This window comes from Streptomyces sp. NPDC021020 (assembly GCF_044333285.1).
Lineage (GTDB): Bacteria > Actinomycetota > Actinomycetes > Streptomycetales > Streptomycetaceae > Actinacidiphila.
The window spans coordinates 185,707-198,740 of the sequence record NZ_JBIRQQ010000002.1 but is presented as its reverse complement, the minus strand read 5'-3'; the positions used below and the strand labels follow the sequence as shown (position 1 = coordinate 198,740).

The window sequence follows — 13,034 nt, the reverse complement described above, 5'->3', positions numbered from 1 at the left end:
GAAACGTTTGCGTTTCGATAAGGGCCGACGTAACGTCGTTCGAGTACGAAACCGTTTCGTTTTTCCTGCGGTACTGCCGTACAGCCCTACGTCCCAGCCCGGGAGCTCCGCCTGATGTCATCCCAGTCCGCGGCCGACGTCCCCGTCGACCGGCTCACGAAGTCCGCGCCGGGCACCTCCGGCGGCGCGCCCGCGCCCACCGAGCGGGCCAACCACCGCTGGTGGGTCCTGGCCGTCATCGCCATCGCCCAGCTCATGGTGGTGCTCGACGCCACCGTCGTGACGATCGCCCTGCCCTCCGCCCAGGAGGCCCTGAAGTTCTCCGACGGCAACCGGCAGTGGATCGTCACCGCCTACTCGCTGTCCTTCGGCTCGCTGCTGCTCGTGGGCGGCCGCCTCGCGGACCTCATCGGCCGCAGAATCGTCTTCCTCGTCGGCGTGGTCGGCTTCGCGGGCGCCTCCGCCTTGGCCGGCGCCGCCCAGAACTTCGAGGTGCTGGTCACCGGCCGCGCCCTCCAGGGCCTGTTCGGCGCCCTGCTCGCCCCGGCGGCGCTGTCGCTGCTCAACACGACCTTCACCGATGTGAAGGAGCGCGCGAAGGCGTTCGGCATCTACGGCGCCATCGCCGGCGCCGGCGGCGGTGTCGGCCTGCTGCTCGGCGGCGTGCTGACCAAGAACCTCAACTGGCGCTGGACGCTCTACGTCAACCTGATCTTCGCGGTCGTCGCGTTCATCGGCGGCATGATGCTGCTGCGCAAGGGCGCGCCCGCCGACCGGCAGCGGCTGGACATCCCCGGCACCCTGCTGGTCACCGTCGGCCTCTTCGGCATCGTCTACGGCTTCTCCAACGCCGAGACGCACGACTGGAGCTCCCCGCTGACCTGGGGCTTCCTGGGCGGCGGCGCGCTGCTGGTGGCCGTCTTCAGCTGGTGGCAGACCCGGATCGCGCACCCGCTGCTGCCGATGCGCGTGCTGCTGGACCGCAACCGCGGCGCCTCCTTCACGGTGCTGGCCATCTCCGGCGCGGGTATGTTCGGCGTCTTCCTCTTCCTGACGTACTACCTCCAGCTGACCCTGCGGTACGACGCGGTCAAGACCGGTCTGGCGTTCCTGCCGATGATCGGCGCCCTGATGGTCGCGGCGCAGCTCACCACGAACACGCTGCTGCCGAAGTTCGGCCCGCGCTGGATCGTGACGTCCGGCATGGTGCTGGCGGCCGGCGGCATGGCCTGGATGACCAACCTGGGCCTGACCAGCAGCTACGCCGCGAACGTGCTGCCGCCGCTGCTGGTGACCGGCTTCGGTATCGGCCTGGTGATGCCCGCCGCGATGAGCGTGGCCACCGAGCGGATCGCCGAGCAGGACGCGGGTGTGGCCTCCGCGGCCGTCAACACCATGCAGCAGGTGGGCGGTTCGATCGGTACCGCGCTGCTGAACACGCTGGCCGCCAGCGCGCTGACCGCGTACCTGGCCGACCACACCGGCCCGATGGCCAAGGCGAACGCGGCGCTGCACAGCTACGCCACGGCCTACTGGTGGTCGGCGGGCTTCTTCCTGGTCGGCGGCATCCTCGCGGCGCTCATGTACCGCAGCGGGCGCACCACCCCGCCGGCCGGCGGCGAGGCGGTCGCCGCCGTCCACATGTGAGCCACCGGGGCGCAAGCCCCGGGCTCCCCGGAACACCCGGTACCGCCTGAGCGGACGGTACCGGGCCGGGGGCCGGCAGCCGGGTCATCGTGGGGACGGGACACCCGGCGACACCGGCCCCCCAACACACCACCGCCCCGTCGGTCGCGTCCCCCGCGCGCCGGCGGGGCGGTCCCGTGTCCGCGGGCCCCTCACCCGGACGGCCGTCGCGCCACGGGGCGCGGCACGGGCCCGCGGCTACGGTGGAGGCCATGGAAGCCAGCGTGCGGCCGCTGTACGTCCCGGTACGCTCCGGGCCCGCCGGGCTCGTCGTCCGGCTGTGGCGCACCCCCGCGGGGGGCCGTACAGCGGTGGCCTTCACGTCGGACCGGCGGCTGCGGGCGGCGCTGGGGCCCTGCCAGCCGTGGATCCGGCTCTCCCCCAGCGCGCTGCGCCGCCTGTCGGAGCCCCTGGGCGCGACGTCCCTCACGGTGGACCCGCTGCTCTTCTCGCGGCCCGCGGGCGTGCCCTGAGGGCGGCCCTGCGGGACCGCCGCCGAGTGGCCGGCTATCCGGGCTGGACGTCCCCCGAGGTGGTCGCGGGGACCTCGCGGCGGGCACGGAGGTCGCCCGGGGGGATGCCGGGGTGGTGCTCGGCCGCGGAGAGGCGCGGGCCCGCCGCCGGGGGGCCGTCGCCGAGGGCGAGCCGGGAGACGATGCGGTAGCGGTCGCCGCGGTAGACGGAGTGCACGTACTCCACGGGGCGCCCGTCCACGTCCTTGGTGAGCCGCTCGAAGAGCAGCGCGGGCGACAGCACCGGCACCCCGATGAGCCGCGCCTCCTCCTCGTTGGTGACGGTGGGCTCGATGGACTGCACGGCCTCGTGCACCCGCACCCCGTGCCGCTCGCGCAGGAAGTCGTAGAAGTCGCCGGACTCCATGTCGCCGGGGCCGAGTCCGGGCACGAGCGCGGCGGGCACGTGCAGGTACTCGATGGCCATGGGCTCGTCGTCGACGAGCCGCAGCCGCGCGATGTACGTGATCTCCGCCGCCGGTGAGATGTGCAGCCGGCGGCCGACGCGCGCGCCCGCCTGCACGGTGGTGAACTCCAGGACGCGGCTGGCCCAGGTGCCCGACGCCTGCGGCAGGCGGTAGGCGTCGCGGGCCGGCGCGAGTTCCTGGGTGATCTTGGCGCGGGCGACGAACATCCCGCGGCCGTGCTCGCGCACCAGCAGCCCGGTGGTGACCAGTTCGTCCACCGCGGAGCGCAACGTCGGCCGGGAGACGCCGAGTTGCTCGCACAGCGTGCGTTCCGAGGGGATCGGGTCGCCGGGGGCGCAGGACTCGACGAGTTCCATCAGGTAGTCGCGGACCCGTTCGCGTTTCACCGCGGATCGCGACGGCTCGCTCACCATGACGTGTGTCCCTTCCAGTCGACAGCCCGTCGGTGGCCGACGGTGGCTTGTCCACCCTCGTCCGCCGAGGTTATCCAGATGTTGACCAGCGCGCCAGCCGCTGTGAGCAGCCGCAGCGCTGGAGACGACCGTATACGACCCGATTTTCGGGTCGTGCGCAGGGCCTTGACGTGACCAGTGGTCTATGCCACCTTCAGCGCACAGCTCTAGACCACTTGCAAGTGGTAAACACCAGCCCTGCGCTTCCGAGGTGACACCCCCGTGCGTTCTCCTGTGAGATCCAGACTTCTCCCCGCCGCCGCGCTCGCCCTCGCGGCCGCCCTGAGCCTGACCGCCTGCGGCGGCTCGTCCTCCGACTCCTCCGACAAGTCCCCGGGCTCCGCGGGCGGTTCGGACTCCCCGGCGAAGCTCACCGTGTGGTTCATGCAGGACAGCATGTCGGACGCGGTGGTCAGCCGGTTCAAGACCAGCTACGAGGCCGCGCACAAGGGCGTCACCCTGGACATCCAGATCCAGCAGTGGGACGGCATCGGCCAGAAGATCATCAGCGCCCTGGCCAGCAAGGACGCCCCAGACGTGATCGAGGTCGGCAACACCCAGGTCGCCCAGTACGCGGCCAGCGGCGGCGTCACGGACCTCACGGACAAGGTCGCCGACCTCCAGGGCTCGGACTGGATCCCGGGCCTCGCCGACCCGGGCAAGATCGACGGCAAGCAGTACGGCGTCCCGTGGTACGCCGCCAACCGCGTGGTGATCTACAACAAGGACCTCTTCGCCAAGGCCGGCATCACCGCGCCGCCGAAGACCCGCGACGAGTGGATCCAGGACACCACCAAGCTCAACACCGGCGGCAACGACGGCATCTACCTGCCCGGCCAGACCTGGTACGCGCTCGCGGGCTTCGTCTGGGACGAGGGCGGCGACCTCGCGGTCAAGGACGGCGACTCCTGGAAGGGCGCGCTGGACACCCCGCAGGCGCAGGCGGGCATGGCCTTCTACAAGCAGCTCCAGGCGCTCGGCAAGGGCCCCAAGGACGCCGACGAGGCCAAGCCGCTGCAGGCGGACGTCTTCGCCAAGGGCAAGACCGCGCAGATCATCTCGGTGCCCGGCGGCGCCGCGGTCATCGAGCAGGCCAACCCGGCGATGAAGGACAAGATCGGCTTCTTCACGATCCCCGGCAAGACCGCCGACAAGCCCGGCGCGGTCTTCACCGGCGGCTCCGACCTGGTGATCCCGGCCGCGTCCAAGCACCAGGACCAGGCCTACCAGGTGGTCAAGGCACTGGCCGGCACGGACTTCCAGACCGACATGGCCAAGGCGATGAGCTACGTGCCCAACCGCACCTCGCTCGGCTCCGTACTGGCCGGCAACCCGGGCGCGTCGGTCATGGCGGCCGGAGCGGTGAACGGCCACGCCACCCCCAACTCCCCCAACTGGGCGGCGGTCGAGGCGAACAACCCGATCAAGCAGTACATGACGCAGGTGCTCACCGGCGCCGACCCGGCGACCGCCGCCAAGACCGCCGACGACGCGATCGACAAGGCCCTCACGTCCGCCTCCTGACCGCCCGCCCGTAGGTCCGGGCCGCCCGCCCGGACCTCGGCCCCGCCCCGCCGACACCCGAGGAGTCCCCGTGTCCACCGCCCGCTCCGCCGCCGCACCACGGCCGGCCGTCATGGATCCGCCGCCGCCGGCGCCGCCGCGGGCCCGGAAGGGCCGCCGGCGGGGCCGGGCGGTCGCCGCCCTCTGGCCCTACCTGCTGGTCGCCCCGACCGTGGTGGGAGCGGCGTTCCTGCTGGCCTATCCACTGGTCAGGAACATCGTGATGTCCTTCCAGCACTTCGGCCTCGGGGAGCTGATCCGCGGCGGGGCGACCTGGGCCGGCTTCGCCAACTACCGGACGGTGCTGGACGATCCGGAGTTCTGGACGGTCGTGCGGCGCACGGTGTGGTGGACCGCGCTGAACGTCGCGCTGATCATGGTGCTGGGCACGCTGGTCGCCCTGATGCTGGTCCGGCTCGGCAAGCGGATGCGGCTGGCGGTGATGAGCGGGCTGGTGCTGACCTGGGCGACCCCGGTCATCGCCGCCACCACCATCTTCCAGTGGCTCTTCCAGTCCCGTTTCGGAGTGGTCAACTGGGCACTGGTCAAGCTGGGCTTCGACTCCTACCGCGACTACTCGTGGTTCGCGCACGGCACCGCCACCTTCTCGATCCTGGTGGTGCTCGTGGTGTGGCAGTCCGTGCCCTTCGCGGCGCTGACCCTCTACGGCGGCCTGACGACGATCCCCGCAGAGCTGTACGAGTCGGCGCGGATCGACGGCGCGGGCGCCTGGCAGACCTTCCGGCTGGTGACCTTCCCGATGCTGCGGCCGCTGTTCGCGCTCATCACCTCGCTCGAAGTGATCTGGTGCGCCAAGGCCTTCACGCAGATCTGGGTGATGAGCGAGGGCGGCCCGAACGGCGCCACGACGACGCTGCCGGTCTACGCCTTCCAGATCGCCCAGAGCCTGCACAAGTACGACCTCGGCGCGGCCGTCTCCACCCTGACCGTACTGATCCTGCTCGGCGCGCTCGTGTTCAACCTGCGCCGGATGTTCCACCAGGAGGGCGCGCTGTGACCGCTTTGACCACTGGTAAGGCGCCACAGGTGGCACGGGCGCCGCGGGCGCTCCGCCGCCGGCCGCGCGCGAGCCGGCTGCCGCTCAACCTGGCCGCGCTGCTGACCCTGGCGGTCTCCGTCTTCCCCGTCTACTGGATGGTGGTGACCGCTTTCAAGCCGTCCGCCGACATCCAGTCCGACACCCCGTCCTTCCTGCCGCTGCACCCCACGCTCGCGCACTTCCGCACCGCCGTGGACTCCCCCGGCTTCGGCACCTTCTGGCGCAACAGCCTCACCGTGACGCTCGGCGCGGTGCTGATGTCGCTGGTGGTGGCGCTGCTCGCGGCCTTCGCGGTCGGCCGGATGCGCTGGCACGGGCGGCGCGCCTTCCTGCTGATGGTGTTCGTCGCGCAGATGGCGCCGTGGGAGGCGCTGCTGATCCCGATGTACGTGATCGCGCGGGACACCGACATGCTCGACAAGCTGTCGATGCTGACGCTGGTCTACTTCATGACGACGCTGCCCTTCACCATCGTCACGCTGCGCGGCTTCCTCGCCGCGATCCCGGTGGAGCTGGAGGAGGCCGCGCAGGTCGACGGCTGCACCCGGCCCGCGGCCTTCCGCCGAGTGACCTTCCCGCTGCTCGCGCCCGGCCTGCTGTCGACGTCGCTGTTCGGCTTCATCACGGCGTGGAACGAGTTCGCCTTCGCCAACACGCTGATCATCAAGAACCAGGACGCCCGTACGCTGCCGGTCTGGCTGGCGTCGTTCAGCAACGTCTTCGGCACGGACTGGGGCGCCACGATGGCCGCCTCGTCGCTCTTCATGCTGCCGGTGCTGGTGGTCTTCCTGCTGCTCCAGAACCGGGTGACCTCGGGCATGACCGCGGGAGCCGTCAAGGGCTGAACCCTCCCCGCCGCCGCACGCCCGGCCGCCCCCGTACGCCCCCCCGTTCCGCGCTCCCCGCCGAGCGCGCGCCCCGCCCTGCCCTGGAGAGCGACTGCCGTGATCATTCCGCACCCCACCCAATTCGCCCGGATCCCCGGCCACTTCACCTTCGACGAGACCACCGCGGTACGGGCCGACGGCGCCGCGGCCGGCGCGGCCCGGCTGCTGCGCACACTGCTCGCGCCCGCCACCGGGCTGCCGCTGCGGCCCTCCCCGGCCGGCAACGTCGTGCTGGTCGTCGACGACATGCTCGGCGGGCTCGGCGAGGAGGGCTACGGCCTGACCGTCGGCCCCGACGCGGTGCTGCTGCGCGCGGCCCGCCCGGCGGGGCTGCTGCGCGGTGTGCAGACGCTGCGCCAGCTGCTGCCGCCCGAGGCGCTGGCGGCGCAGCCGGTGGCGGGGGTGCCGTGGCGCATCCCCGGCGTGCAGATCACCGATGTGCCGCGCCACCCGTGGCGCGGCGCGATGCTGGACGTGGCGCGGCACTTCCTCCCGGTGTCCTTCCTGCGCCGCTTCACCGACCTGCTGGCCTTCCACAAGCTCAACGTGCTGCATCTGCACCTCACCGACGACCAGGGCTGGCGGATGCCGGTCACCGCCTTCCCGCGGCTCACCGAGGTCGGCGGGCGGCGCGGCGGCGACACCCCGCACGAGGGCGCCTACACCGCGGCCGAGCTGCGCGGCCTGGTCGCGTACGCCGCGGAGCGCGGGGTCACCGTGGTGCCGGAGATCGAGATGCCGGGGCACACCCGGGCGGCGCTCGCGGCGTACCCGGAGCTGGGCAACGTCCCCGGGCGGCAGCTGGACGTGTGGACCGAGTGGGGCGTGTGCGACACCGTGCTCGGCGTCCACGACGAGGTGCTGGACTTCTGCCGCACGGTGCTCGGCGAGGTGCTGGACGTCTTCCCGTCCCGCTACGTGCACATCGGCGGCGACGAATGCCCCGTCACCGAGTGGGAGACGGGCGCGGCGGCGCGCGAGCGGGCGGCGCGGCTGGGCCTGGAGTCGCCCAAGGCCCTGCACGGCTGGTTCCTCGGCCAGGTCGGCGACTTCCTGCTGGCGCAGGGCCGGCTCCCGGTGTGCTGGGCGGAGGACTCGGGCGCGCCGCCCGCGGACTTCACCGTCATGCCGTGGCGGGACGCCGACCACGGGCTCGCCGCCGCCCGGCGCGGCCACGACGTCGTCATGACGCCCTACCGCTCCACCTACCTGGACTACCCGCAGGCCGCCGGCCCCGACGAGCCGCCCGGCCAGGCAGGCGGGGTGCTGGACCTGCGCACGGTGCACGCCGGCGACGTCGTCCCGCCCGACTGGGAGCCGGAGGCCGCCGCCCGGGTGCTCGGCACGCAGGGGCAGCTGTGGACGGAGTACGTGACGACCGCCGCCCAGGCCGAATACCTCGCCTTCCCGCGGCTGGCCGCGCTCGCCGACCGGGCGTGGAACCCGGCCAGCCGCTGGAGCGCCGACTTCCGCCCCGCGCTGCCCGCCCACCAGTCCCGGCTGGACGCGCTGCGCGTGCACCACCGCCGCGACCCCGACGCCGCCCCCGCGACCGTCTCCCCGGCCTCCCCGCGCTGAAGCGCCGGACGCCGCGCGGCCCCCGACCCGCCGGGCCCCGAGCCCGGCGTGCACCATCTCCCTCCCCTCGGCCCACTTGGCCACCGGACCCAACCACCCCACTGGAAAGGGATCACCGTGTCAGGTACGACCGCACGAAGCACCACCGCACGCACCCCACGCCGCCGCCCGGTCCGCATGCGCGCCGCCATGGCGCTGTGCGCGGCCGCCGGGCTCGGCTGCGCGGCCCTCACCGCGCTGCCCGCCTCCGCCGCCCAGGACGCGCTGACCGCGCAGTACCGCACCAGTGCGACGGGCGCGACCGCCGACCAGTCGGAGCCCTGGCTCCAGGTCACCAACACCGGCAGCGCGTCCGTACCGCTCAACCAGGTCACCCTGCGCTACTACTTCAAGTCCGACGGCCCCTCCGTCTCCTACCGCTTCGCCTGCTCCTGGGCCGTCAAGGGCTGTGCGAACATCACCGGCACCTTCGGAACCCTCGCCCACCCCACCGCGACCGCCGACCGCTACCTGGAGATCGGCTTCACCTCGGGCGCCGGCTCGCTGGCCCCCGGCCAGAGCACCGGCGACATGCAGCTGCGCTTCTACCGCGCCGACTGGCAGACCCTCACCCAGTCCGACGACTACTCCTTCGGCGGCAGCCAGACCTCGTACGCGAACTGGCCGAAGATCACCGTGCAGGACAACGGCTCGGTCGTCTTCGGCACCGCCCCCGCGGGCAACGACCCCACGTCGCCGCCCACCACCCCGCCGACGACCCCGCCCACCTCCGGAGGCGGCGGCGACGACCCGGGCGCGCCCGCGCTCTTCGACGACTTCTCCTACAACTCCAGCTCGGACGCGGCCATTTCGCAGCACGGCTGGACGGTCAAGTCCGGCCAGGGCGGCCCCGGCGTGGCGGGCGCGACCTGGGCGCCCGGCGACATCACCTTCGCCGCCGACGGCAGCAACCGCGTCATGGACCTCAAACTCACCACCGACGGCACCGCTTCCGGCACCCGGGAGACCGAACTCCAGACCACCGCCCGGAAGTTCAAGAACGGTACGTACGCGGCCCGGGTCCGCTTCGGCGACTCCCCGGACAGCGGCCCGGACGGCGACCACATCAACCAGACCTTCTTCACCTTCACCCCGCTCAACGCGCCCATGGATCCCGACTACAGCGAGCAGGACTTCGAGTACCTGCCCAACGGCGGCTGGGGCGAGACGCAGAACATCATGTACGAGACGTCCTGGGAGACGTACAACCCCGACCCGTGGAACGCCGTCAACACCCACGGGCAGCAGTACGGCAGCCTCAACGGCTGGCACGACCTCCAGATCACCATCGACAACACCAACATCACCTACTACATCGACGGCCAGGTCGTCGCCACGCACGGCGAGCCCAACCTGCCCGAGACGCCGCAGTGGATCGACTTCAACCACTGGCTCATCGACCTCACGGGCCAGACCAGCAGCACGTCGCGCTCCTACCACGAGCAGGTCGACTACGTCGTCTTCGTCAAGGACCAGGTGCTGACCCCCGCGCAGGTCAACTCCCGCGTCGCCGGCTACCGCACGGCGGGCACCGCGTTCACGGACACCGTGCCCAATCCGTGAGCCATGAGCCGCGCCCGGCGGGTTTCCGTTATCCGCCGGGCGTGGCACCGTCTCCTGTCCGGGGGAGGTGCCGTCCCGGACGGCACCGACGGACCATGGACGACGGAAGATCGGAACGGAGCAGCATGCGCGCAGACGGCCGTGTCGGACCCGACCCCGCGCTGGTGACGGCCGCGCGAGCGGGCGACCAGCAGGCCCTCGACCGGCTGGTCGCGCAGTGCCTGCCGCTGGTCTACAACATCGTGGGCCGCGCGCTCGACGGGCACGACGACGTCGACGACGTGGTGCAGGAGACGCTGCTGCGGGTCGTCCGCGGCCTGGACGGGCTGCGCGACCCGGCGGCCTTCCGCTCCTGGCTGGTGGCCATCGCCGTACGCCAGGTGCGCGACCGCGAGCAGGCCCGCAAGGCGTCCTGGCACCACCAGACGGCTCTCGACGCCGCCGAGCTGATACCCGACCCCGCCTCCGACTTCGCCGCCCTCACCATCCTGCGGCTCGGCCTCACCGACCAGCGGCGGGAGATCGCCGAGGCGACCCGCTGGCTCGACGGCGACGACCGCACGCTGCTCGCGCTGTGGTGGCTGGAGGAGACCGGCGACCTCGGCCGCGCCGAACTCGCGGACGCGCTCGGCCTGTCCAGGCAGCACGCGGCGGTCAAGGTCCAGCGCATGAAGGAGCAACTGGACGTCTCCCGCGCGGTCGTCCGCGCCCTCGGCGCCGCCCAGCCCTGCGACGGGCTGCGGCACGCCGCCGCCGGGTGGGACGGGGTGCCGAGCCCGCTGTGGCGCAAGCGCCTGGCCCGGCACATCCGCGGCTGCGCCGACTGCACCGCGCGGACCGGCGGGCTGCTGCCGATGGACCGGCTGCTGAGCGGGCTGCCGCTGCTGCCGGTGCCGATCGGGCTCGGCCTCGGCCACGCGGCGGGCTCCGGGGCCGCCGCAGGCTCCGCGGCCGGCTCGGGTGCCGTCGACCCCGCGGGCCTCGCAGGGCCCGCGCACACACCCCCCACCCAGGCCGCGTCCCATGCCGCGGCCCCGCGCACCGCTCCGGGGCACCCCCCACGCCGGAGCGGTGCGCGGCACGGACACCGGGCCAGGCCCCGGCTGCTGCACGGCCCCGCCGGGGTGACCACCGCCGCGGCTGGCACCGTCGCCGCGGTCGCGGCGGGCGCGCTGCTGGCCGTCCACCTCTCCGCGGGCGGCGGCTCCGCACCCGCCGCCGACGCCTCCGCCACACCGCGCCCCACGGCGAGCAGCACCGCGCCCGCCGCCGCGCCCACCAGCACCGCGCCGTCCCCCACGACGGCCACGCCCACCCCGAGCCGTTCCTCCGCCACGCCCACCCGCAAGGCCGCCACCCACGCCCCGGCCAAAGCCGCGCCGCCCGCCGCCCCCGCGTCCTCGACCCGCAAGGGCGTCGGCGTCTGGTCCTTCGACGGGGTCGACTCCGCCCTCGGCAAGTCCGGCGCGAGCTGGTATTACACCTGGTCCACCACCCACAGCGGCGTCAGCGGCCCCGGCTTCGTCCCGATGGTCTGGGGCTCGGCGAGCACCGACGCGGCCTCGCTCGCCCAGGCGAAGAAGGCCGGCCCGTACCTGCTGGGCTTCAACGAGCCCGACATGTCCGCCCAGTCCAACATGAGCGTGGACCAGGCGCTCTCGCTGTGGCCGAAGCTCATGGCCAGCGGGAAGGTGCTGGGCAGCCCCGCCGTCGCGTACGGCGGCGACACCCCGGGCGGCTGGCTGGACCGCTTCATGTCCGGGGCGAAGTCGAAGGGCTACCGCGTCGACTTCGTCGCCCTGCACTGGTACGGCGGCGACTTCCGCACCCCCGAGGCGGTCGCCCAGCTCAAGTCCTACCTCCAGGCGGTGTACAACCGCTACCACAAGCCGATCTGGCTCACCGAATTCGCCCTCATCGACTTCTCCGACGGCACGCGCTTCCCGACCGACGCGCAGCAGGCCGCGTTCGTGACGTCGGCGACGAAGATGCTCGACGGGCTGCCGTACCTCCAGCGCTACGCGTGGTTCGGCCTCGGGGCGGACGACACGAAGCCCAGCAGCGGGCTCTTCCGCAGCGGCGCGGCCGAGACGGCCGCAGGGCGGGCGTTCGAGTCGGCGAAGTAGGTTGCCGGGGGCCACCGGCTGTCGCGGGGGGCTTATCCGGCGGTGAACGTCACCTCAGGCGTTGCTTCCGGGTCCGTCGTCGCCAGCAGGCGCAGGGCCTCGGACGTCAGCGATGTGCGGTCGGCCGCGGACAGCGGGGCGAAGTGCGTGACCTCCACCGCCGCCGTGCCCTTCGCCCGCGCAAAGCGCCACGTGCCGGCCACGAAGCCGTCGACCAGGATCGTGCCGCGCACGATGCCGTTCACCGTCATGACCCGCGAGCGGTGCGCCTCCGGCACGATACGGGTCCGGTCGGCGTGCGCCAGCAGGACGTTGTCGAAGTCGGCGACGAAGCGGGCCGTCACCGGCACGTCGGAGTCGGTCAGTTCGGCGTCCGGCAGGTCGTACAGCTCCCGGCCGTCCTCGGCCGTGTACGTGCGCAGGTCCAGCCCGGAGAAGGCGGACTTCAGGCCCGTCAGACCGGACCACTTCTGGAGGTCCGCGGGGGCGGCGGGGCCGAAGGCGGCGAGGTAGCGGCGGACGACGTCCGCGCTGTCCGCCGGCTGCGCCGCCCTCGCCTGCTCGGCCCCGAGCCACTCGTCCAGCAGGCCGTACGTCGTCCCGCCGTTCGCGCCCCACACCCCGCGGGGCGGCAACTGCACGAGGGGCAGCCACGAGCGCAGCGCGTGCACCAGCGCCGCCGGATCCGCGGCGGGGAAGCGGGGCGCGAGCGCCGCGCGCAACTCCGCGGGGGTGCGCGGCTTCTCGCGCAGCAGCGCGCGGCCCTCCGCGGTCAGCGCGGCCTCGTCCACCCCCGCGAGCCCCTTCGCCCACTGCGAGTTCGCGAACGACCGCCGCAGCATCGGTGCCAGCCACGGCCGCAACCCCAACGCGTCCCGCGCCGTGACCAGATGCACGGTGCTGCGCATCATCGCCAGCCGGACGACGCGCCGTTCGGTGAGCAGCCGCCCCAACTCGGCGACGTCGAAGCCGTCGAGCCGGCTCCACAGCCCCGGGTACGGGGAGGAGGGCACCTGCGACTGCATGCCCAGCAGATGCGCGACGACGCCCTCCGCGGTGGTTGCCGGCCCGGCGCGGTGGAGGAGGTGCTGGCGGGTGAGGAGCGTGCGGTTGAGCGTGCGCTGGCTGAGGGGCATGGGC

At 73.0% G+C, this 13,034-nt stretch carries 10 protein-coding genes; 8 read left to right on the top strand and 2 right to left on the bottom strand.

The window, feature by feature from the left end; genetic code table 11:
• The first annotated feature begins 114 nt into the window (after positions 1–114).
• On the top strand, positions 115–1,647 hold the full coding sequence (locus ACH4SL_RS05255; protein ID WP_398442057.1) for an MFS transporter: 1,533 nt from the start codon (positions 115–117) through the stop codon (positions 1,645–1,647).
• 251 nt (positions 1,648–1,898) lie between these two features.
• Positions 1,899–2,159: an SAV_915 family protein gene (locus ACH4SL_RS05250; RefSeq protein ID WP_398442056.1), complete on the top strand. Its 261-nt coding sequence runs from the start codon at positions 1,899–1,901 to the stop codon at positions 2,157–2,159.
• Positions 2,160–2,193: 34 nt separating this feature from the next.
• On the opposite strand, the gene ACH4SL_RS05245 is transcribed toward ACH4SL_RS05250, so the two are convergent.
• The gene (locus ACH4SL_RS05245; protein ID WP_398442055.1) at positions 2,194–3,039 is read right to left on the bottom strand and encodes a GntR family transcriptional regulator; all 846 of its coding nucleotides are present in this window, start codon (positions 3,037–3,039) and stop codon (positions 2,194–2,196) included.
• Between the two features lie 273 nt (positions 3,040–3,312).
• On the opposite strand from ACH4SL_RS05245, the gene ACH4SL_RS05240 reads away from it, so the two are divergent.
• The 6 genes from ACH4SL_RS05240 to ACH4SL_RS05215 all read left to right on the top strand — a co-directional run bounded on the left by ACH4SL_RS05240 (position 3,313) and on the right by ACH4SL_RS05215 (position 11,894).
• Positions 3,313–4,602, top strand: coding sequence for an extracellular solute-binding protein (locus tag ACH4SL_RS05240; protein WP_398442054.1), 1,290 nt, complete (start codon positions 3,313–3,315; stop codon positions 4,600–4,602).
• Between the two features lie 112 nt (positions 4,603–4,714).
• On the top strand, positions 4,715–5,659 hold the full coding sequence (locus tag ACH4SL_RS05235; RefSeq protein WP_398442679.1) for a carbohydrate ABC transporter permease: 945 nt from the start codon (positions 4,715–4,717) through the stop codon (positions 5,657–5,659).
• Positions 5,660–5,688: 29 nt separating this feature from the next.
• Complete coding sequence (locus ACH4SL_RS05230; protein WP_398442053.1) at positions 5,689–6,546, top strand: carbohydrate ABC transporter permease; 858 nt, start codon at positions 5,689–5,691, stop codon at positions 6,544–6,546.
• 99 nt (positions 6,547–6,645) lie between these two features.
• Positions 6,646–8,166, top strand: a complete 1,521-nt coding sequence (locus ACH4SL_RS05225) for a beta-N-acetylhexosaminidase (protein ID WP_398442052.1) — start codon at positions 6,646–6,648, stop codon at positions 8,164–8,166.
• Positions 8,167–8,343: 177 nt separating this feature from the next.
• On the top strand, positions 8,344–9,768 hold the full coding sequence (locus ACH4SL_RS05220) for a cellulose binding domain-containing protein (RefSeq protein ID WP_398442678.1): 1,425 nt from the start codon (positions 8,344–8,346) through the stop codon (positions 9,766–9,768).
• Between the two features lie 125 nt (positions 9,769–9,893).
• Positions 9,894–11,894, top strand: coding sequence for a sigma-70 family RNA polymerase sigma factor (locus ACH4SL_RS05215; protein ID WP_398442051.1), 2,001 nt, complete (start codon positions 9,894–9,896; stop codon positions 11,892–11,894).
• A 32-nt stretch (positions 11,895–11,926) separates the two neighbouring features.
• On the opposite strand, the gene ACH4SL_RS05210 is transcribed toward ACH4SL_RS05215, so the two are convergent.
• Positions 11,927–13,030, bottom strand: coding sequence for a winged helix DNA-binding domain-containing protein (locus ACH4SL_RS05210; RefSeq protein ID WP_398442050.1), 1,104 nt, complete (start codon positions 13,028–13,030; stop codon positions 11,927–11,929).
• Positions 13,031–13,034 lie beyond the last annotated feature (4 nt).